22 protein-coding genes and 1 pseudogene are annotated in these 20156 nt (G+C 70.4%); 4 read left to right on the plus strand and 19 right to left on the minus strand.

Features of this window, described 5'->3' with window-relative positions; translation table 11 throughout:
• Positions 1-151: 151 nt before the first annotated feature.
• Positions 152-1490: pseudogene (locus BHU15_RS41730) on the minus strand (hypothetical protein); the annotation flags it as partial.
• 209 nt (positions 1491-1699) lie between these two features.
• Here BHU15_RS41730 and BHU15_RS33235 point away from each other — a divergent pair.
• Positions 1700-3526 (plus strand): DUF8508 domain-containing protein, encoded by a 1827-nt coding sequence (locus tag BHU15_RS33235; protein ID WP_069630529.1) that lies wholly within the window; start codon positions 1700-1702, stop codon positions 3524-3526.
• Between the two features lie 88 nt (positions 3527-3614).
• Here BHU15_RS33235 and BHU15_RS33240 read toward each other — a convergent pair whose 3' ends face one another.
• From BHU15_RS33240 to BHU15_RS33280, 9 genes are all read right to left on the minus strand, one after another.
• On the minus strand, positions 3615-4319 hold the full coding sequence (locus BHU15_RS33240; RefSeq protein ID WP_069630530.1) for an antibiotic biosynthesis monooxygenase: 705 nt from the start codon (positions 4317-4319) through the stop codon (positions 3615-3617).
• Between the two features lie 84 nt (positions 4320-4403).
• Complete coding sequence (locus tag BHU15_RS33245; protein ID WP_069630531.1) at positions 4404-4943, minus strand: SMI1/KNR4 family protein; 540 nt, start codon at positions 4941-4943, stop codon at positions 4404-4406.
• Between the two features lie 13 nt (positions 4944-4956).
• A complete protein-coding gene (locus BHU15_RS33250) occupies positions 4957-5604 on the minus strand; it encodes a DUF4232 domain-containing protein (RefSeq protein ID WP_069630532.1) in 648 nt (215 codons plus the stop codon).
• A gap of 51 nt (positions 5605-5655) precedes the next feature.
• Positions 5656-6645, minus strand: coding sequence for a 2,3,4,5-tetrahydropyridine-2,6-dicarboxylate N-succinyltransferase (gene dapD / locus BHU15_RS33255; RefSeq protein ID WP_069630533.1), 990 nt, complete (start codon positions 6643-6645; stop codon positions 5656-5658).
• Between the two features lie 70 nt (positions 6646-6715).
• Positions 6716-7780, minus strand: a complete 1065-nt coding sequence (locus BHU15_RS33260; RefSeq protein WP_069630534.1) for a CU044_5270 family protein — start codon at positions 7778-7780, stop codon at positions 6716-6718.
• Positions 7773-8339 (minus strand): RNA polymerase sigma factor, encoded by a 567-nt coding sequence (locus BHU15_RS33265; protein ID WP_069630542.1) that lies wholly within the window; start codon positions 8337-8339, stop codon positions 7773-7775. The genes BHU15_RS33260 and BHU15_RS33265 overlap by 8 nt, the downstream gene beginning before the upstream one ends.
• A gap of 199 nt (positions 8340-8538) precedes the next feature.
• Positions 8539-8790, minus strand: a complete 252-nt coding sequence (locus BHU15_RS33270; RefSeq protein ID WP_023542543.1) for a hypothetical protein — start codon at positions 8788-8790, stop codon at positions 8539-8541.
• A 4-nt stretch (positions 8791-8794) separates the two neighbouring features.
• Complete coding sequence (locus tag BHU15_RS33275; protein WP_069630535.1) at positions 8795-9376, minus strand: TetR/AcrR family transcriptional regulator; 582 nt, start codon at positions 9374-9376, stop codon at positions 8795-8797.
• Positions 9376-9702 (minus strand): DMT family transporter, encoded by a 327-nt coding sequence (locus BHU15_RS33280; RefSeq protein WP_031231992.1) that lies wholly within the window; start codon positions 9700-9702, stop codon positions 9376-9378. The genes BHU15_RS33275 and BHU15_RS33280 overlap by 1 nt, the downstream gene beginning before the upstream one ends.
• Positions 9703-9977: 275 nt before the next feature.
• Between BHU15_RS33280 and BHU15_RS33285 the strand changes: the two genes are divergently transcribed.
• Complete coding sequence (locus BHU15_RS33285; protein ID WP_069630536.1) at positions 9978-10997, plus strand: DUF7847 domain-containing protein; 1020 nt, start codon at positions 9978-9980, stop codon at positions 10995-10997.
• A 36-nt stretch (positions 10998-11033) separates the two neighbouring features.
• On the opposite strand, the gene BHU15_RS33290 is transcribed toward BHU15_RS33285, so the two are convergent.
• Positions 11034-12206 (minus strand): epoxide hydrolase family protein, encoded by a 1173-nt coding sequence (locus tag BHU15_RS33290; protein ID WP_069630537.1) that lies wholly within the window; start codon positions 12204-12206, stop codon positions 11034-11036.
• A 103-nt stretch (positions 12207-12309) separates the two neighbouring features.
• On the opposite strand from BHU15_RS33290, the gene BHU15_RS33295 reads away from it, so the two are divergent.
• On the plus strand, positions 12310-12885 hold the full coding sequence (locus BHU15_RS33295) for a CGNR zinc finger domain-containing protein (protein WP_069630538.1): 576 nt from the start codon (positions 12310-12312) through the stop codon (positions 12883-12885).
• Between the two features lie 89 nt (positions 12886-12974).
• On the opposite strand, the gene BHU15_RS33300 is transcribed toward BHU15_RS33295, so the two are convergent.
• The 8 genes from BHU15_RS33300 to BHU15_RS33335 all read right to left on the minus strand — a co-directional run bounded on the left by BHU15_RS33300 (position 12975) and on the right by BHU15_RS33335 (position 19623).
• On the minus strand, positions 12975-13313 hold the full coding sequence (locus BHU15_RS33300) for a metal-sulfur cluster assembly factor (RefSeq protein WP_023542537.1): 339 nt from the start codon (positions 13311-13313) through the stop codon (positions 12975-12977).
• A complete protein-coding gene (sufU, locus tag BHU15_RS33305) occupies positions 13310-13774 on the minus strand; it encodes a Fe-S cluster assembly sulfur transfer protein SufU (protein ID WP_069630539.1) in 465 nt (154 codons plus the stop codon). Before sufU ends, BHU15_RS33300 begins: the two co-directional genes overlap by 4 nt.
• Positions 13775-13785: 11 nt before the next feature.
• Positions 13786-15060: a cysteine desulfurase gene (locus tag BHU15_RS33310; protein WP_023542535.1), complete on the minus strand. Its 1275-nt coding sequence runs from the start codon at positions 15058-15060 to the stop codon at positions 13786-13788.
• Entirely contained in the window at positions 15057-15821 is a 765-nt protein-coding gene (gene sufC, locus BHU15_RS33315) for a Fe-S cluster assembly ATPase SufC (protein WP_069630540.1), read from the minus strand. Before sufC ends, BHU15_RS33310 begins: the two co-directional genes overlap by 4 nt.
• 7 nt (positions 15822-15828) lie before the next feature.
• Positions 15829-16146 (minus strand): bifunctional 3-phenylpropionate/cinnamic acid dioxygenase ferredoxin subunit, encoded by a 318-nt coding sequence (locus BHU15_RS33320; protein ID WP_023542533.1) that lies wholly within the window; start codon positions 16144-16146, stop codon positions 15829-15831.
• A complete protein-coding gene (gene sufD / locus BHU15_RS33325) occupies positions 16146-17324 on the minus strand; it encodes a Fe-S cluster assembly protein SufD (RefSeq protein ID WP_031231987.1) in 1179 nt (392 codons plus the stop codon). Before sufD ends, BHU15_RS33320 begins: the two co-directional genes overlap by 1 nt.
• Before the next feature lie 71 nt (positions 17325-17395).
• Positions 17396-18817, minus strand: a complete 1422-nt coding sequence (sufB, locus tag BHU15_RS33330) for a Fe-S cluster assembly protein SufB (RefSeq protein ID WP_069630541.1) — start codon at positions 18815-18817, stop codon at positions 17396-17398.
• Positions 18814-19623, minus strand: coding sequence for a helix-turn-helix transcriptional regulator (locus BHU15_RS33335; RefSeq protein ID WP_023542530.1), 810 nt, complete (start codon positions 19621-19623; stop codon positions 18814-18816). The genes sufB and BHU15_RS33335 overlap by 4 nt, the downstream gene beginning before the upstream one ends.
• Positions 19624-19791: 168 nt before the next feature.
• Between BHU15_RS33335 and BHU15_RS33340 the strand changes: the two genes are divergently transcribed.
• The coding region (locus BHU15_RS33340; RefSeq protein ID WP_141726932.1) for an ATP-binding cassette domain-containing protein at positions 19792-20156 on the plus strand (365 nt) is incomplete at its 3' end.

Genomic DNA, 20156 nt, shown 5'->3' on the forward strand with positions numbered 1-20156 from the left:
ACCCGAAACCGTCCGCCCCCTCACCCCCCGCTGCGCGACCTCGCCTTGAAGGCCGCCTTGCGGGCCTCCTTCGCCGACTTGCGGTCGCGGTGCAGGCGGCCCATCGCCTCCAGGACGTCCGCCGTCGCCGGGTGGTCCACCCGCCAGGCNNCCGGCTCGCCGTCGGCGTCCAGTTGGGCCGCGATCGTGTCGATCGCCAGCCAGAAGATCATCGACTCGGGCGGCGGCGGCACATCCGAGGCCCCCAGTTCGGCGAGCCAGACGCGGGCGAGGCCGCCCAGCTCCGGGTCGTCCAGGACGTCCCGCACCGCGGACTCGGCCTCGACGCCGACGAGGGCCAGGGACTGCTGGCAGTGCAGCCGCCGCAGCGGGGCGCCCGGGTCGGTTCCCTTGGCGGCGAGGAGGAGTTCACGCGCCGCCGCCGCGGGCTCGCGGCCGGCCAGCCACGCTTCCGTCTCGGCGCGCGCGGCCGGCTCCGGGAAGTACGCGACCCCGTCGAGCAGCGCGTCCGCGCCCTTCTCGGCCAGGTCGCCGACGGCGGGCGCCTCGACCCCCGCGTCCCGCATCCGGGACCTGATGCCGTGCAGCCCGAGCGGCGTCAGGGTGACCACGCCGTACCGGGACACGTCCTCGTCGTCACCCGACGGCACGGCGTCCGGACCGGCCTCGGAGTCCTCGACCATCAGGGCCTCGTCCACGGGTACGTAACTGACGAGCCCGATCGGCTCCAGCAGCGCGAACTGGTCGTCCAGCCGCATCATCGCCTCGGACACCTGCTCAAGGACGTCGTCGGTGGGCTCGCCCATGTCGTCGGGCACGATCATCGACGCGGCGAGCACCGGCAGCGGTACGGGGACGGGGTCCGTCCCGCCCTCGCCGACCGTGAGCAGATACAGATTCCCGAGGACGCCCTCCAGGAACTCCGCCTCCACCTCCGGGTCCCAGTCCAGCGCGTCGAGGTCGATCTCGCCGTCGTCGCCGATGGCGCCGGCCAGATCCTCCAGGACGGGCGCCGTCGCGTCGGCGAAGACGACGTCGAGGGCGTCCAGCCAGAGGGAGAGGATGTCCTGCGGGCTGCCGGAGGTGATCAGTTCGAGCGCGGCCCCTGCGCTCACGGTGCCGTCGGCGTCCCCGTCGCCCCCGTCGGGTCCGTCCGCCTCCGGGTCCTCGACCTCCACCAGCCCCGTGTCGACGGCGACCCGCCACGCCTCGCTCGCCTCGGCCTCGGCGTCCGCCCGCGCCTGCGCCGCGAGCGCCTCGTCGCTCTCGGTCGGCTCCGGGCTCTGGGCACCGGCGAGTCCCAGCACCTCGGCCGCGGCGGGCAGTTGCTCGTCGACGAGTTCACCGCCCGCGCCGACGCGCGTCCCCGGCCCGGCCCAGCGGGCGAGGCGTACGGCCCTGGCGAGCAGCGGTACGGCGAGCGCGTCCCGCGCCAGCTCCGCGTCCGAGGGCAGCCGCACCGGCGGCAGAGTGGGGCGGTCTCCGGACATCTGGTGATTCTCCTTGCGCCTTACGGGGTCCAGGGCGCCCCAGCGTAGACGTATTTCACCCCATGCCACCCGGTTCACTTGGCCGACAACGGGTGTACACCCGGACTCCCTTGACAACACATGGGCGCACACAAGAGATTGACGCGCGTAGAACTATGTATCCACGCCGCCCCCCTTCCGTCGCCCCTCCTCACCTCCGGAGTCCCGTGATGCCTTCATCCGTACCGAGAACGGCCGCTGTTTCGGCCCTCGTCGCCGCCGCGCTCGGCGCCGGTCTGCTCGCCGGATCCTCCTCGGCCTCGGCCGCCGAGGTCAGGATCCACGGCATCCAGGGCAGTGGCCGGATATCGCCGCTCGTGGGTACCCCGGTGGCAGACGTTCCCGGCATCGTCACCGGTGTACGGACCTACGGTTCCCGGGGCTTCTGGTTCCAGGACCCCAACCCCGACAAGGACGCGGCGACGAGCGAGGGCATCTTCGTCTTCACCAACGCCGTGCCGACCGTCGCCGTGGGCGACTCGGTCAAGGTGTCCGGCACGGTCACCGAGTACATCCCCGGCGGCGTCACCTCCGGCAACCAGTCCCTCACCCAGATCTCGTCGCCGAAGATCACGGTCGTCTCCTCCGGCAACAAGCTCCCCGCGCCGGTGACCATCTCCGCGAAGTCCGTCCCGGCGGCGTACGCCCCGAAGGGCACGGCCGCGACCGGCAACAGCATCAACGGCCTTCAGCTGAAGCCCCGCAGCTACGCGCTGGACTACTACGAGTCGCTGGAGGGCATGAACGTCCGCGTCGGCACCTCGCGCGTGGTCGGCGCAACCGACCCGTACTCGGAGCTGTGGGTCACGGTCAAGCCGAGCGAGAACGAGAACCGCCGCGGCGGCACGGTCTACGGCGGCTACGACGACCAGAACACCGGCAGGCTCCAGATCCAGCAGCTCGCCCCGGCCGCCGAGCAGCCGTTCCCGAAGGCGGACGTCGGCGACACGCTGTCCGGCGACACCGAAGGCCCCCTGGACTTCAACCAGTTCGGCGGCTACACGCTGACCGCCCGCACGCTCGGCAAGGTCACCGGCAACGGCGCGAAGCCCGAGAAGACCCGTGAGCAGCGCCGCGACGAGCTGGCCGTGGCGACGTACAACGTCGAGAACCTCGACCCGTCCGACCCGCAGGAGAAGTTCGACGCGCTCGCCGCCGCCGTCGTGGACAACCTGTCGTCGCCGGACATCCTGGCCCTGGAGGAGATCCAGGACGACAACGGCGCCAAGGACGACGGCACCGTCTCCGCCGACGCCACCATCGCCAAGTTCACGGCGGCGATCGTCGCGGCCGGCGGCCCCGCGTACGAGGCGCGGACCGTCGACCCCGAGGACAAGACCGACGGCGGCGAGCCCGGCGGCAACATCCGCCAGGTCTTCCTCTTCAACCCCGAGCGGGTCTCCTTCACCGACCGCGCGGGCGGCGACGCCACGACGGCGACCGAGGCCGTACGGAGCGGCGGCAAGGCCGCGCTGAGCCTGTCCCCCGGCCGGATCGACCCGGCGAACGCCGCCTGGGAGAACAGCCGCAAGCCGCTCGCCGGTGAGTTCGTCTTCCGCGGCAGGCCCGTCATCGTGATCGCCAACCACTTCGCCTCCAAGGGCGGCGACGAGAGCCTGGTCTCGCACCACCAGCCGCCGAGCCGGATCTCCGAGACGCAGCGGCACCTCCAGGCGAAGGCCGTCAACACCTTCGTGAAGGACCTCCTGGCGATCCAGCGGAACGCCGACGTCCTGGTGGTCGGTGACATCAACGACTTCGAGTTCTCCACGACCACGAAGACGCTCACCGCGGGCGGCGCGCTGTACCCGGCGATCAAGTCCCTGCCGGCGCCGGAGCGTTACTCCTACGTCTACCAGGGCAACAGCCAGGTTCTCGACCAGATCCTGACGAGCCCGTCGATCGACGACTTCGACTACGACAGCGTCCACATCAACGCCGAGTTCGCCGACCAGAACAGCGACCACGACCCGCAGGTGCTGCGCTTCCGCCCGTGACCGGGACCGGGACCTCTTGAAAGTCCGTCGACGTCCCTGACCGACCGGTGGTCCGGCCGTACCCGCGTACGGCCGGACCACCGCCCCCTCACCCGGCGCTGAGACTGAGCGCCGGCGTGTACCTGTTCACCGTGCTGCCCGCGAGGCCCGGGAAGCTCTGGACCCTCTCCCACTGCTCCGTGCTCGAACCGATGCCTTCGCCGGGCGCGGCGAGCGCGGCGATGTGCCCCGCCGCGTTCTCCCACTCGGCGAAGTTGAGCACCCGCGTCCCGTCCACGCTCGTGTGGAAGTACGCGGCGATCGCGGCCGTCTGCTCGTACGGGTCGCTGTCGAGCGCCGCGAAGACGGCGTCCGTCCACTCCCGCTGCCGCGCGGGGTCGGGCCCGTCGAACTCGACGTCCACGATCACCACGCAGCCGGGCACCCGGGTGTCACCCTCGGCCGGCTCCCCGCTGCGGTACAGCTCGTACGAGTTGAGCCCGACCCGCTCGATCCCCGGCACGGCCGCGTCGATCTCCGCGTTGCGCGCGTCCCGGCCCGTACGGAAGAAGTCCTCGTACGCCGCCTCGTCGCGCCACTGCGAGTAGTGCAGCAGCGTCTGCCCGTCCTCGCCGACCATGACGCTGTACGAGAGCAGGCCGCCGTCCGGCCAGTCCCGGCTCCGCCAGGCTTTCCCGATCGCGTCGACCGTCGCCCGCTGGCGCTGCGGCGTACCGACCCGCCAGGTGCTGACCTTGACGACGCCCACGCCGGGGCGGGTGATCTCAGGGACGGTGCCGACCCGTACGGACATGGTGATCCTCCTCGTCGCCGCACCCCCGTGGTGCGGCGTCGCTCACCATGCTCAAACATGAAGTGCGGTTGAAGTCAACAGGATTCAGCGTGTCTTGACCCAGTGCGCGACCCACGCGGCGAAGCCGGACGCCCCGGTGTCCCCGGGCTCCTCCTCGAAGGGCGCGGCGCCCACGTCACTGACCGCCCACACCCGCCCGCGCTGCGCGCCGGTGACGATCAGATGCCAGTAGAGCCCGCAGCCGTCCGTGCCCAGCACGACGCTTCCATCGTTGCTGACCTCGTCGATCAGCGGCTCTATCTCCTCGTACGGCCGGGGGTCGTCCTCCCACACCCACGCCGCGGTCAGCGGGAACGCCTTCTCGGGGGCGCGCTGACCGTCGTCGGGACCCCAGTCCCCGGGCAGGGACGTCAGCGGTATCAGTCCGTCGATGTCGGCGGGACCCTCGCCGCTGCCGTCGCATATCTCGGCGACCAGGGTGCGATACGGCTCCGGCAGCACGACGCCCTGCTCCCGCTCGAAGGCGTGGACGGTGTCCCAGCCCAGCGGGGGTCTGCGGACCTCGGGCGGGAAGGCGGCGCGCAGCGCGTCGAGGTCGGCGGGGTCGGCGTGTTCGGTGTTCATGCGCTCCATTGGATCACCGGCCACTGACAGGATCGACCGCCCAGGAGGTCACTTCCAGGGTGCCGTCCGAGCCGATGTCGACGGCGAGCGGCAGCGAGACCGGTTCCTCGCCGGGGGCGGGTGTGACGAGGACGTGGGCGCCCGCGGCGGGGGCGCCGTCCAGGGAGGTGACGCGGTTGTTCCAGTGCAGTACGGCGTCGGCGGTGTCGTTGGGCTCCAGGGTCAGCTGCCGGGCCCGGTCGTCGCGTCTGCCGGTGTACGTGTAGTCGCTCTTGTGGCTGATCTTGACGTCGACCGGCTCGCGGCCGGCGTCGAGGAGTTCGACGCCCGGGTGGCCCTTGACGCGGTAGGGCTTGTCGCCGCAGTTCCAGAGCTTGAGGGTGATCACGCGGTGGCCCATGGCGGCGTTCTCGCCGCCGACCACGACGTCGAGGCCCGACGGCGGGCATCCCGGCGCGTTCGCCTCGGCCGACAGGGACGTGGTGCCGGACGGATCCAGGTCGAGCGGCGAGGGCGGGGGCCGCCGCTCCCGTGCCGTCGGCGCGGCGCCACCGCCCTGCTCCGCCTCGATCTCGCTCCTGAGGTCCGAACAGCCCGCCGCGGTCAGCAGCAGGACGCACGCCCCGGCCAGCAGCGCGGCCGGGCGGTGTCGCCTCGTCATCGATCCCCGTCCCCCGTGAAGTGCGCCCGAGTCACCGGCGCCGATCGACCGTCAGTTGTTGCTGTGCAGAACGTCGTTCAGACCGCCCCAGACCGCGTTGTTCGGGCGGGCCTCGACCTTGCCGGTGACCGAGTTGCGACGGAAGAGGATGTTCGACGCGCCGGCCAGCCCGCGCGCCTTGACGATCTCCCCGTCCGGCAGCGTCACGCGCGTACCCGCCGTGATGTAGAGACCCGCCTCGACGACGCACTCGTCGCCCAGCGGGATACCGACGCCGGCCTCGGCGCCGATGAGGCAGCGCTCACCGATCACGATGCGCTCGGTGCCGCCGCCGGAGAGGGTGCCCATGGTGGAGGCCCCGCCGCCGATGTCCGAACCGTCGCCGACGACGACGCCGGCCGAGATCCGGCCCTCGACCATGGAGGTGCCGAGCGTGCCCGCGTTGAAGTTGACGAAGCCCTCGTGCATCACGGTGGTGCCCTCGGCGAGGTGCGCGCCGAGCCTGACCCGGTCGGCGTCGGCGATCCGGACGCCCTTGGGGGCGACGTAGTCCGTCATACGCGGGAACTTGTCGACGGAGCCGACCTGGAGGTGCAGCCCCTCCGCGCGGGCGTTCAGGCGCACCGTCTCCAGCGCGTCGACGGCGACCGGTCCGAGCGAGGTCCAGGCGACGTTGGCGAGCAGACCGAAGAGTCCGTCGAGGTTCTGGCCGTGCGGCTTCACCAGACGGTGGCTGAGCAGATGCAGACGCAGGTACGCGTCGTGCGCGTCCAGCGGCTTGTCGTCGAGCGAGGCGATGACCGTGACAACGGCGACGACCTCCACCCCACGGCGCGGGTCGGGCCCGACGGCCTTCCGCGCGGCGTCGCCGAGCAGTTCGGCGGCGCGGTCGGCGTCGAGCCGCTGGGTGCCGGCGGGGCCCGGCTCGTCGCTGAGCACGGGGGCGGGGAACCAGGTGTCGAGGACGGTGCCGTCCTCGGTGACGGTGGCGAGCCCGGCGGCGACGGCGCCGGTGGTACGAGTAGCAGTCGTGTCGGTCATGAGCGAAACCTAACGGGCACCCGTACGCGGAGGCCAACCGGTCTCGGCGTACGGGCACGGTGCCCGTGGTTCAGGGGCGTTCGTGGTCCTTGTCGACGAGCGCCCCTTCGAGCCGGACCCGCTCCACCAGGACGTCGCCCTTCTTCCAGGTGGTGGTCGGCGTGTCCGCGGCCGGCGTCCCGTCGCCGTACTCCCCCTCCGTGTACGAGCCGTCCGCGTCCGCCGTCCACCGCTGCCCGACCGGCAGACCGGTCGACGGGCGCAGCAGGTACGCGCGGACATGGCCGGGGGGACCTCCGGACTCCGCCCTGCTGATGGCGAGGGCCTCGCGGCCCGTGAGGTCGACGACCCGGCTCGCCCGGATGCCGGGGATCGTCGCCAGCGTGCGGTAGATCTTCGCCAGCCCCTGGGGGTGCGGGACCGGCTGCTGCACGGCCAGGAGCCCGAGCGCCCGGAAGGCGTGCTCGTCGGGGGTCTCCGGGTTCTCGGGAGGATTGGCCGGATAGAAGGCGCGCACCTCGTCGAGAATCGCTTTCGGGTCGTCGGGCAGGTCGGCGAGGAAGCGGAAGATCTCGCGGGCCGAGTACTTCTGGTCGGTCCTGCTCCTCTCGGCGTCCTGATCGGCGTACGGGATCCACTCCTCGGCCTGGTCGCGCGGGATCCCGTCGGGCTTCGGGACGAGATACTTCTTCTCGCCCAGCGGGTGGTAGTTCACGTCGGGCTGGGCCACGAGGCCGGCCGGCTTCTCCTCGCGCACCACGTCGTAGTAGCGCTCGCGTACGTAGATCCACTGGTCGGCACGCGGTGCCGGCACCGGATCGTCCCCGACCATCAGGGCGGCGGTCCGCAGCACCTCCGCCGCGCTGCCCGCCGGAGCCCGCCCGCTCAGCAGCGACTCCTCGGCGGCCGGGTCGCCCCCGCCCACCAGCAGCGTCGCCGACAGGGCTGCCGCCGTCATCGCGGCCACGGCACCGACCGCGGCCGTACGCCAGTCGGAGCGCAGTCCGCGCAGCCGGCTCATCAGGCCGCCGGATGTCGCCTCGTCGAGCAGCCGCCGCCGGCCCGGTGCGAGTCTGGTCCGGTCGGGCAGCGGCGCGCCGGCGCGCAGATCACGTACGAACTGCGTCTCATCCATGGGTCATCGCCTCCGCGACGTCGGTCACCCGGGTGGGGTCGTTGTCGCCCAGCGCCGTACGTACCTTGCGCCGGGCCCTGTTGAGCCGCGACCGGACCGTGCCGATCGGTATGGAGAGCGCGTCCGCCACCTCCTGGTAGCTGAAGTCCGCCCAGGCGACGAGCAGCAGGACGTGCCGGTCGCCGCCGGACAGCGCGGCCACCGCCCCGGCCAGCGCCGCCTGTGAGGCCTGCGCGGTGACCCGGCTGTCGGAGCGCTCGACCCAGGACTCGGCGACGGGGTCGCGGCCGGTACGGGCGAGGGCGCGCAGGCCCCGTAATTCCTTGCGGCGCTGCTTGCCGATCAGGTTGGCGGCGATGCCGTAGAGCCAGGGCCGCGCGCTGTGGTGCGTGGTGTCGAACCGGGCGCGGACACGGAACGCCGTGAGGAAGGTGTCGGCGGTGATGTCGTCGGCCGCGCCGTCGCCGAGCCGGCGTGCGGCGTAGCGGTGGATGTCGGCGGCGTGCCGGTCGTACAGGAGCGCGAAGATCTCCGGGCTCTCCAGGGACTGCCCGACGATGGCCGCGTCGTCCTGGTAGTCGCACTCGTGGTCGTGGTCGTGATCACGTTCGTGATCGTGTTCCTGGTCGTCCGGTGATCTTCCGGTCACGAGCCCTCCGTATGCGGCGTGGTCAGGTGCGCTTGCACCACCTGTTGCCCGATGCGCCGCAACGGGTTCACACGGTGCGCCGCGCGGGCGGCGGCGCGTGCGTGTTCGTTCAGCCGAGCCGGTTGGCGTTGTTGTCGGGTTCGCCCGCGGCGCGGCCGGTGTCGTCCTCCGCGCGCGGCAGGAGCCGGTGTCCTTCGGAGTGGTGGTTCACCCAGCCGCAGACTCCGCAGCTGTAGCGGCCGTCGAGCCCGGCGATGAGCGTGCCGCACTGCCGGCACTCCGCGTAGGTGATCTCGGGGCCTATGGCGACCGCGGGCTCCGGAGCGGGCTCCGGCACGGGCTGGGCGGGCGGAAGGCTCATCCGGTCAATCTACCGGGACCGCTTCCCGCCCGGCCGACGCCGGCGGCGATGCCGCGAGGATCCGGCGGAGCATCTCGCGTGTGTAGCCGACGTCGTACTCCCGTCCGGTGAGCAGCACTTGAAGGCAGATGCCGTCGAGCAGCGCGACCACCGCGCGGGCGGTGACCGGGTCCACGCGGTCGGCGACGATCCTCGTGACCCCGACGCACCACTCGGCGGCCACCGGGCGCAGCGCGGGGCGCCGCAGGGCGGCGAGGTACAGCTCGTACTCCAGCTCCATGCTGGTGGGGTCCTGGGTCAGCCAGCTCCCGGTGATGCGCGCCAGCTCGTCGGCGATGTCGCACTCCGGGTCGGCGAGGGCGCCGCTCTCGGTGAGGGCGGTGGCGAAGCCTTCGTTGGTCTGTCGCAGCGCGGCGACCAACAGCTCGTCCAGGGAGGCGAAGTGGTACGTCGTGGAGCCGAGCGGCACGTCCGCCTCGGCGGCGACGGTGCGGTGGCTCAGCCCCGCGATCCCGCCGCGCCCGACCAACCGGATCGCCGCGTCGATGATCCGCTGCCGCCGCTCGGGGTCGTAGCGCCGCACCATCAGTGGGCTCCGCCCAGATTGAGGAGGACGACACCGCCGATGACGAGCGCGATGCCGGCGAGCTTGGCCGGGGTGGCCGCCTCGCTGAGGAAGACCATACCGATGGCGGCGACGGCGGCGGTGCCGACGCCCGCCCAGATCGCGTAGGCGGTGCCCACCGAGAGGGTCTTGAGCGTCTGCGCGAGCAGGGTGAAGGCCAGCACATAACCGACCACGGCCCCCAGCGAGGGCCAGAGCCTGGTGAAGCCCTCGCTGTACTTCATGGCCGTCGTGCCGGCCACCTCCGCCACGATCGCGACGGCGAGCAATCCGTATCCGAGTCCCATGTGTACGAGGGTACACATGGATGCGTACGCGCGTACACAAGATGGCGGAATTCCTGGCCGCCGCACCAGCGGCTACGGTGTCCCGGCCACAGTCGGCGACAACGCATCGGAGCAGAGCAGTGACGCAGCACGCGGGGTGGGGCGGCGGCCAGGGACCGTACGGCGGGGGCGGCCCACCTCCGTACGGAGGGCAGCCCCCGTACGGCGGCGGGCCTCCTCCGTACGGAAGCGGCCCCCCGCCCGGCTGGGCGCGACCGCGCGGGCCCAAGCCCGGCGTGATACCGCTGAGCCCGCTCGGTCTCGGCGAGATACTCGGCGGCGCGTTCTCGACGCTGGGCCGCTACTGGGCGCAGGTGCTGGCCATCGCCCTCGTCGTGTACGGCTCCGCGCTCGCCGTGAGCGGCGGGGCGCTGGCCGTCGCGTACGCGGCCGTCGGCGACCATCTCTCGGCCGTCGTCGACGCACCGGACAGCGCCGACCCCGCGTGGGACGACCTGCGGCCGCTGATCGTCGCCATCGGCTGCCTGTGGGTCCTGCTGACGGTGGTGCTGACGGTGGCCACCGCGATGATGCAGACCTGCTGCCCGCTGATCGTCCAGGAGGCGGTGCTCGGCAGGCAGTTCAGGGTCGGCACGATCCTGCGGCGGGCGCTGTCCCGGGTGCCGGCCGTGATCGGAACGGTCTTCCTCAGCGGGCTGATCGCCCTGGTCCCGGTCCTGCTGTTCCTCACCGGTGTGGTCGCCACGATGGTGACGCTCCTCGCCGCCGGCGGCTGGGACCCGGCCGGCTGGCTGATCGCCCTGGGATTCCTGGGCGCGCTGGCCCTGGCGCCCCTGGCGATCTGGCTCTGGGTGCTGTTCTGTCTCGCCCCGGCGATCGTCGTCGTCGAGTCGCGTGGGCCGGTCGCCGCGCTGCGCCGCTCGGCCGCGCTGGTGCGCGGCTCCTGGTGGCGGATCTTCGGCATCTCGCTGCTGGCCTTCGCCATCGCCTCGATCGCAGGCCTGGTGGTGCAGCAGGTGCTCAACGTGCTGGGCGCCCTGCCCAACACCTTCAGCTCGGGCGGGTTCAGTTACGAGCCGACCATGGGTGAGATGTTCGTCGCCCTGAGCGGCTACATGATCCTGGCGCTGGTGGGCCAGTTGATCAGCCAGATCTTCTCGACGACCTTCCCGCAGCTGGTGCTCAATCTCCTCTACATCGACCAGCGCATCCGCAGGGAGGATCTGGCGGCGTCGCTGATCCCGGTCGCGGCAGCCGCACCGGCGGCCCCCCACCCGGGCGGACTGCACCGCTGAGGCCCGGAAGCCGACCGGCAACGCCTTGAGCCGGATTCACCGATCGGCGGCCAGCACCGCCGCGAGGCCCTCCCGCAGATCGGTGACGAAGTGGCCGGGCACCTCCAACGACGGGAAATGGCCCCCGGCTTCGGGTGACCTCCACCGGACGATCCGCCGGTACCGCTCCCGCGCCCAGGGACGGGGACACTTCTCGATGTCGCGGGGATACATGCTGATCGCCGACGGGACGTCGACCCGGAGTCCGGGGTCGAGCGAGTTGTGGCTCTCGTAGTAGATGCGGGCCGCCGACGCACCGGTCCGCGTCAGCCAGTACAGGGTGACGTCGTCGAGAATCCTGTCCCTGGAGATCCTCTCGAACGGGCTGTCCTCGGTGTCCGACCACTCGGCGAACTTGTCGAGGATCCAGGCGAGAAGCCCCACCGGTGAGTCGACGAGCGAGTAGCCGATGGTCTGCGGCCGGGTCGCCTGCTGCTTCGCGTACGCCGCCCGGTGGAGCCAGAAATCGCGGGTCTCCTCGGTCCACTCGCGCTCGACGGCCGTCAGCCCGTCCGTCGTCAGCCCGGGCGGTGCCTGCGCGAGCGTGGAGTGGATGCCGAGGACGTGCGCCGGGAACCGGCCGGCGAGAACCGTGGTGATCACACCTCCCCAGTCGCCCCCGTGGGCCGCGAACCTGGCGTAGCCGAGCCTTCCCATCAGTTCCACCCAGGCGGCGGCGATCTTCTCGGTTCCCCATCCGGTGGTGGCCGGTTTGTCGCTGTAGCCGAAGCCGGGCAGCGACGGGACCACGACGTGGAAGGCCGGCGCGCCCGCGTCTTCGGGATCCGCCAACTCCTCCACCACGTCGGTGAATTCGGCGATGCTGCCCGGCCAGCCGTGCGTGAGGATCAACGGGGTGGCGTCCGCGCGCGGGGACCGGCGGTGCAGGAAGTGGATTCCCAGGCCGTCGATGGTCGTACGGAACTGGCCGATCCGGTCGAGGCGCTCCTCGAACGACCGCCAGTCGTACCCGGTGCGCCAGTAGTCCACGACATCGACGAGATCGGCGAGCGGAACGCCCTGCTCCCAGCGGCGGCGGCCGGGCGCGGCGCCATGGACCGTCTCGGCCTCCGGCAGTCGCGCCGCGGCCAGTCGCGCCCGCAGATCGTCGAGGTCGGCGTCGCTCGCACGGGCTTCGAATGCTTCTACGTCTTCGGTCGGACGGGGCATGGGACCTCCTGGCCGTCGTGGAGCCGGCCATGAGCTGTCGCGAACCGGCTAAGACGGTTCTAACAGCTCTCGGGGGTACGCCGCAACCGGCTAAGGTGGTTCCATGTCTGCCGGTTTTCCTGACTTCCGCCTCGGCAGCGTGCTGGCGACCAGCTTCACGGGGACTCTGTCGGAGCGGCACGGCAACGCTGTGGAGCGCGTTCCCACGCCGGGGCGACTTGTCGACTGGCTCGCGGTGAGCGGCCTCGCCGTGGACTCCTGCACCCCTGCCCAGCTCGACCTCGCCCGGGAACTGAGGGAGTCGATCCACGCCGCCGCGACAGCGGCGGCGGTCCAGGACGCCCTCCCCGCGCCCGCCGTCCGGGTCATCAACGACCGCAGCACTCAGGGGCGGGCGGCGGCGGTGCTGACGCCCGAGGGCGAGCGGCTGTGGCGGCTCGGCCCGGCTTCCCGCGTGGAGGATGCCCTCGGCGTGATCGCCGCCGACGCGATCGGCGTCATCTCGGGGGAACGGGACGGAAGACTGGCCCTGTGCGCGTCACCGACCTGCCGGGCCGCCTTCTTCGACACCAGCCGGAGCCGCACCCGCAGATGGTGCGACATGAACACGTGCGGCAATCGCGAGAAGAAGGCGCGCTTCCAGGCGAGCCGGCGGAAGAACGCCGGGCCGGCGCGGTGAGCGCTTCCCCGGTACGGCCGAAAGGGCCGCACGCCACAGGCCCCGCACCCCGGGCGATCTCGGGGTACGGGGCCTGGTGAACGGACTGCTCAGACGTTGAAGCCCAGCGCGCGCAGCTGCTCGCGGCCGTCGTCCGTGATCTTGTCCGGACCCCATGGCGGCATCCAGACCCAGTTGATCTTCAGCTCGTTGACGATGCCCTCCGTCGCGGACTTCGCCTGGTCCTCGATCACATCGGTCAGCGGACAGGCCGCCGACGTCAGCGTCATGTCGAGGGTGGCGACGTTGGACTCGTCGATGTGGACGCCGTAGATCAGGCCCAGATTGACGACGTCGATACCCAGCTCGGGGTCGACGACGTCGTACAGCGCCTCGCGGACCTCCTCCTCGGAGGCCGGCTTCATCATCACGGTCTCGTTCTCGCTCATGCCGTCTCCTTCTGCGCGGTGTCGCCCAGTGCCTGGGCCGTCGCGTCCTTCCACGCCATCCAGCTCAGCAGCGCGCACTTCACACGGGCGGGGTACTTGGAGACGCCGGCGAACGCCACGGCGTCCTCCAGCACCTCCTCCATGGCGTCATCGGGTTCGATCTTGCCCTTGGACTGCATCAGCTCCAGGAAGGTGCTCTGGATCTTCTGCGCGTCCGCCAGTTCCTTGCCGACCAGCAGGTCGTTCAGCACGGACGCGCTGGCCTGGCTGATGGAGCAGCCCTGGCCCTCGTACGACACGTCCGCGACCCGCGAGCCCTCGTACTTCACGCGCAGCGTGATCTCGTCACCGCACGTCGGATTGACGTGGTGCACCTCCGCGTCGCCGTCCCGCAGACCGCGCCCGTGGGGGTGCTTGTAGTGATCCAGGATGACTTCCTGGTACATGGAATCCAGCTTCACCGGTCAATCCCTCATCCGAAGAAATTACGGACGTGCTCCAGCCCGTCGACCAGGGCGTCGACCTCGGACGGCGTGGAGTACAGATAGAACGACGCCCGTGTGGTCGCCGGAATTCCGTACCGCAGGCAGACCGGCCGTGCGCAGTGGTGACCGACCCGGACGGCGATGCCCTGCTCGTCCAGCACCTGACCCACGTCGTGCGGGTGGATGTCTCCGAGTGTGAAGGAGATCGTCGCGCCGCGCTCCTCGGCCGTGGACGGGCCGATGATCCGGAGATCGGGGACCTCCAGCAGCCGCCGCACCGCGTACTCGGTGATGGCGTGCTCGTGCGCGGCGATCTTGTCCATGCCGATCGCGCTCAGATAGTCCACGGCCGCGCCCATGCCGACGGCCTGGGCGATCGGGGGCGTACCCGCCTCGAACTTGTGCGGGGCGGGGGCGTACGTGGAGGAGTGCATCGACACGGTCTCGATCATCTCGCCGCCGCCGAGGAACGGCGGAAGGTCCTCCAGCAGCTCCTGGCGGCCCCACAGGACACCGATACCGGTCGGGCCGCACATCTTGTGACCCGTGAAGGCCACGAAGTCGGCCTGGAGCGCCTGCACGTCGACCGCGACGTGCGGGGCCGCCTGCGAGGCGTCGATCAGGACCAGCGCGCCGACCTCCTGGGCGCGCCGGACGATCGCCTCGACCGGGTTGACCGTGCCCAGGATGTTCGAGATCAGCACGAAGGAGACGATCTTCGTCTTCTCCGTGATGATCTCGTCGATGTTCGACAGGTCGAGCCGGCCGTCGTCGGTGAGACCGAACCACTTCAGCTTCGCTCCGGTGCGCTGCGAGAGCAGCTGCCACGGCACGATGTTGGAGTGGTGCTCCATCTCCGTGATGACGATCTCGGTCTCGTGGTCCACCCGGTAGGGCTCGTCGGCCCAGCCCAGCATGTTCGCCACGAGGTTGAGCGACTCGGAGGCGTTCTTGGTGAAGATCACCTCGTCGCGGCTCGGCGCGTTGATGAAGGCGGCGACCTTGTCGCGGGCGCCCTCGTACAGGGCCGTGGCCTCCTCGGCGAGCACATGGACGCCGCGGTGCACGTTGGCGTTGTGCTGCTCGTAGTACTCGTTGAGGGCGTCGAGCACCTGGCGCGGTTTCTGCGACGTCGCCGCGTTGTCCAGATACACGATCTTCTTCCCGTCGTGGACCAGCCGGTCCAGCAGGGGGAAGTCCTTACGGACCGCTTCGTCGAGCAGTCGGTCCGCCCCGGTGAGGAGGCCTGACGGCTGTGTCACGCGGATACGCCACCCTTCACGTACGCCTCGTAGCCCTCGTTCTCCAGCTTGTCCGCCAGCTCGGCGCCGCCGGACTCGGCGATCCGGCCCTGCGCGAAGACATGCACGAAGTCGGGCTTGATGTAGCGGAGGATCCGCGTGTAGTGCGTGATCAGCAGTGTGCCGACCTCTCCGCTCTCCCGGACGCGGTTGACGCCCTCGGAGACCACCCGCAGCGCGTCGACGTCCAGACCGGAGTCCGTCTCGTCGAGGATCGCGACCTTGGGCTTGAGCAGTTCGAGCTGAAGGATCTCGTGGCGCTTCTTCTCACCGCCGGAGAAGCCTTCGTTGACGTTGCGCTCCGCGAAGGAGGCGTCCATGTGGAGCTGCTCCATCGCGCCCTTGACCTCCTTCACCCACGTACGCAGCTTGGGTGCCTCGCCGCGCATGGCGGTGGCGGAGGTGCGCAGGAAGTTGGAGACGGAGACGCCGGGGACCTCGACGGGGTACTGCATCGCGAGGAAGAGCCCGGCGCGGGCGCGCTCGTCGACGGTCATCTCCAGGACGTCCTCGCCGTCCAGCGTCACGGTGCCACCGGTGATCGTGTACTTGGGGTGGCCCGCGATGGAGTACGCGAGGGTCGACTTGCCGGAGCCGTTGGGGCCCATGATGGCGTGCGTCTCGCCCTGCTTGACGGTCAGGTCGACGCCCTTGAGGATCTCGCGGGCACCGCCCTCCGCCTCGACAGTGACGTGCAGGTCGTTGATTTCAAGGGTTGCCATGGCTGTCTCAGGACTCCTGGGTGACGGAGACGAGCACATCGTCCCCTTGGATCTGTACGGGGTATACGGGGACGGGGCGGGTCGCGGGCAGGCCGTTGGGCTTGCCGGTCCGCAGGTCGAAGCTGGAGCCGTGCAGCCAGCACTCGATCGAGCAGTCCTCGACCTCGCCCTCGGAGAGGGAGACGTTGGCGTGCGAGCAGATGTCGTTGATCGCGAACACCTCGCCCTCGGTACGGACGACGGAGACCGGTATGCCGTCGAGTTCGACCCGCTTGGGGGTGCCGTCCTCCAGCTCGGTCAGTCCACAGACTCGGACGAAGGCCATCAGACCGACGCCTCCAGCTCCGCCTCGATCTTGGCGATCAGGCGCTCCTCGACGTCGGGCAGTCCGATCTGCTGGACCAGCTCGGCGAAGAAGCCGCGGATGACGAGGCGGCGGGCCTCGACCTGCGGGATGCCGCGCGACATCAGGTAGAAGAGCTGCTCGTCGTCGAACCGGCCGGTGGCCGAGGCGTGACCGGCGCCGGCGATCTCGCCGGTCTCGATCTCCAGGTTCGGCACGGAGTCGACCCGGGCACCGTCCGTGAGGACCAGGTTCCGGTTCATCTCGTAGGTGTCGGTGCCCTCGGCGGCGGCGCGGATGAGCACGTCACCGATCCAGACGGCGTGCGCGTCGTCGCCCTGGAGCGCGCCCTTGTAGACGGCGTTGGACTTGCAGTGCGGGGCGTTGTGGTCGACGAGGAGCCGGTGCTCCTGGTGCTGGCCCTTGTCGGTGAAGTAGAGGCCGAACAGCTCGGCCTCGCCGCCGGGGCCCGCGTACGCCACGCGCGGGTGGAGCCGTACGACGTCGCCGCCGAAGGTCACCACGATCGACTTGAACGAGGCGTCCCGGCCGACCAGCGCGTTGTGCTGGGAGACATGGACGGCGTCCGCGTCCCAGTCCTGCACGGACACGACGGTCAGCTTGGCGCCGTCGCCGACGAGGAAGTCGACGTTGGCGGCGACCACCGCGTCACCGGTGTGGTCGATGACCACCACGGCCTCGGCGAAGGCGCCCAGCTCGATCACCTGGTGCACGAAGGCGGTGCCGCCCTGGCCGTGCACGGTGATGCGGATGGGCTCGGTGAGCACCGTCTCCTTGGGAACGGAGACGACCGACGCCTTCTCGAACGAGGTGTACGCCTGGGCGGCCACCCGGTCGACCGGCGTACCGGCCCTGCCCACGCGCGGGTCGTCGCGGCCGACGGTCTCCTGGGTGACACCGTCGGGGGTGTACACCTCCGTACGGATACGGCCGTCCGCGACGGCCGTCCCGTCCTGGAGACCGCGCAGCCGCTCCAGCGGGGTGAACCGCCACTCCTCCTCGCGGCCGTGCGGAACGGGGAAGTCCGCGACGTCGTAGGACGGCGGCGCGCTCATGCGCGTGGCGACGGTCGACTCGGCGGCCACCGCGATCGAACCGGCGGTGGTGGAACCCACCGGAATGTTCTGAGCCTCAGCCATGGCTGTCGTCGTGCTCTCTCTCTGCCTCTGGGGGAATCGGTCGCTGCTGCCGGCTGCCTCTCAAGGAGGCGTCAGCCGACGGAGCCTTCCATCTGGAGCTCGATCAGCCGGTTGAGCTCCAGGGCGTACTCCATGGGCAGTTCCTTCGCGATGGGCTCCACGAAGCCGCGCACGATCATCGCCATGGCCTCGAACTCGGTCATGCCGCGGCTCATCAGGTAGAAGAGCTGGTCCTCGGAGACCTTGGAGACGGTCGCCTCGTGCCCCATCGACACGTCGTCCTCGCGGACGTCCACGTACGGGTAGGTGTCGGAGCGCGAGATGGTGTCGACCAGCAGCGCGTCACAGAGCACGTTGGACTTGGATCCGGGCGCGCCCTCACCGATCTCGATGAGACCTCGGTAGGAGGTACGGCCGCCGCCTCGCGCCACCGACTTGGAGACGATGTTGGACGAGGTGTTCGGGGCCATGTGGACCATCTTGGCGCCGGCGTCCTGGTGCTGGCCCTCGCCCGCGAAGGCGATGGACAGGGTCTCGCCCTTGGCGTGCTCGCCCATCAGGTAGACGGCCGGGTACTTCATGGTGACCTTGGAGCCGATGTTGCCGTCGACCCATTCCATGGTCGCGCCCTCGTAGGCCACGGCACGCTTGGTGACGAGGTTGTAGACGTTGTTCGACCAGTTCTGGATGGTCGTGTAACGGCAGCGGCCACCCTTCTTGACGATGATCTCGACGACGGCGCTGTGCAGCGAGTCCGAGGAGTAGATCGGCGCCGTGCAGCCCTCGACGTAGTGGACGTAGGCGTCCTCGTCGACGATGATCAGCGTCCGCTCGAACTGGCCCATGTTCTCCGTGTTGATACGGAAGTAGGCCTGGAGCGGGATCTCGACGTGCACGCCCTTCGGCACGTAGATGAACGAACCGCCCGACCACACGGCCGAGTTCAGCGACGCGAACTTGTTGTCGCCGACCGGGATGACCGTGCCGAAGTACTCCTGGAACAGCTCCGGGTGCTCCTTGAGCGCGGTGTCCGTGTCCTGGAAGATGACGCCCTGCTCCTCCAGGTCCTCGCGGATCTGGTGGTAGACGACCTCGGACTCGTACTGGGCCGCGACACCGGCGACGAGGCGCTGCTTCTCCGCCTCGGGGATGCCGAGCCTGTCGTAGGTGTTCTTGATGTCCTCGGGCAGGTCCTCCCAGGACTCCGCCTGCTTCTCCGTCGACCGGACGAAGTACTTGATGTTGTCGAAGTCGATGCCCGACAGGTCGGAGCCCCAGCTCGGCATCGGCTTCTTGCCGAAGAGCTTCAGGCCCTTGAGGCGGAGCTTCAGCATCCACTCGGGCTCGTTCTTCTTGGACGAGATGTCGCGGACGACGTCTTCGGACAGACCCCGCTTCGCGGTGGCACCGGCCGTGTCGGAGTCGGCCCAGCCGTATTCGTACTTGCCCAGTCCGTCGAGCTCAGGATGGGCGGTCTCCGTGGGGAGCGTCATGCGGGGTTCCTCCCGGCCGTGCTTTCGGATGCGTGATGATCGGTCTGCTGGCTGATCTTCGGTGTGTCGGTCTGTGGGGCGCCGTCCTGCGGAGCACCCGGTGGCGCGCCGTGGCCGGGGCCGTGGGGGATGAACGTGGTGCACACCCCGTCGCCGTGGGCGATGGTCGCGAGCCGCTGCACATGGGTCCCGAGCAGCTCGGAGAAGAACTCCGTCTCCGCCTCGCACAACTGCGGATACTTCTCGGCCACGTGGGCCACCGGGCAGTGGTGCTGGCAGAGCTGCTCGCCCTGCTGGTTCGGTGCGCCACGAGCCGTAGCAGCGTACCCGTCGGCACTCAGCGCCCTGGCGAGCGCCTCCGTACGCTTCTCGGGCGCGGCGGCCTCGACGGCCTCGCGGTACGTCTGCGCCTGGGTGGCGATGCGGTCGCGCGCGAAGGCGCTGACGGCCGCGTCGCCCTTGGCGCCGCCGCCCGCGCCGCGGGCGATCCACTCGATGGCGTCGGCGGCGAGCTTGTCGTACGACTGGTCGAAGGCGTCCCTGCCGCAGTCGGTGAGGGCGAAGACCTTGGCGGGCCTGCCACGCCCGCGCGAGCCGTAGACTCGCTGGTCGCGCGGCTCCACGACGGCGTCGGCGGCGAGCGCGTCGAGATGGCGGCGGACGGCGGCCTGGGTCAGCCCGAGGCGCCCCGCGAGATCGGAGACGGTGGACGGGCCGTGGTCCAGGATGGAGCGCGCGACCCGGTTGCGCGTGGAGCGCTCACCGGTCGCGAGTTCCTCCTGCGGAGCCTCGCCAACGTATTTCACAACGCCATTGTTGCGTAATTCCTTCGGGAGTGACAACAGCCGTCCGGAACGATGAGTCGTGCCCTTCATCACTTAGGGTCACCTAAGAAGGCCGCGGGGAACCGCACGAACGAGCGGTTTGGCCGCCCCCGGAACGGGGGTCCCACACTCGCTGCCTAGACTCACCGCATGCGCAGCGTCGTCGGAGAGCCGGTGGTCCAGATCCGGGGCCTGGTCAAGCGGTACGGGGCCAAGGCCGCCGTGAACGGCCTGGATCTGGCGTTCCGGGCGGGCACCGTGTCGGCGCTCCTCGGTCCGAACGGCGCCGGCAAGACCACCACGATCGAGACCTGCGAGGGCTATCGCAGGCCGGACGAGGGCACCGTACGCGTCCTCGGACTCGATCCCGTGACCGACGCGGCGCGCCTGCGTCCCCGGATCGGCGTGATGCTCCAGTCCGGCGGCGTGTACTCCGGCGCCCGCGCGCACGAGATGCTGCGCCACATGGCCGCACTCCACGCGAACCCGCTCGACGTGCGCGCGCTGATCGAACG

This window comes from Streptomyces niveus, from assembly GCF_001723055.1.
GTDB classification, from domain to species: domain Bacteria; phylum Actinomycetota; class Actinomycetes; order Streptomycetales; family Streptomycetaceae; genus Streptomyces; species Streptomyces niveus.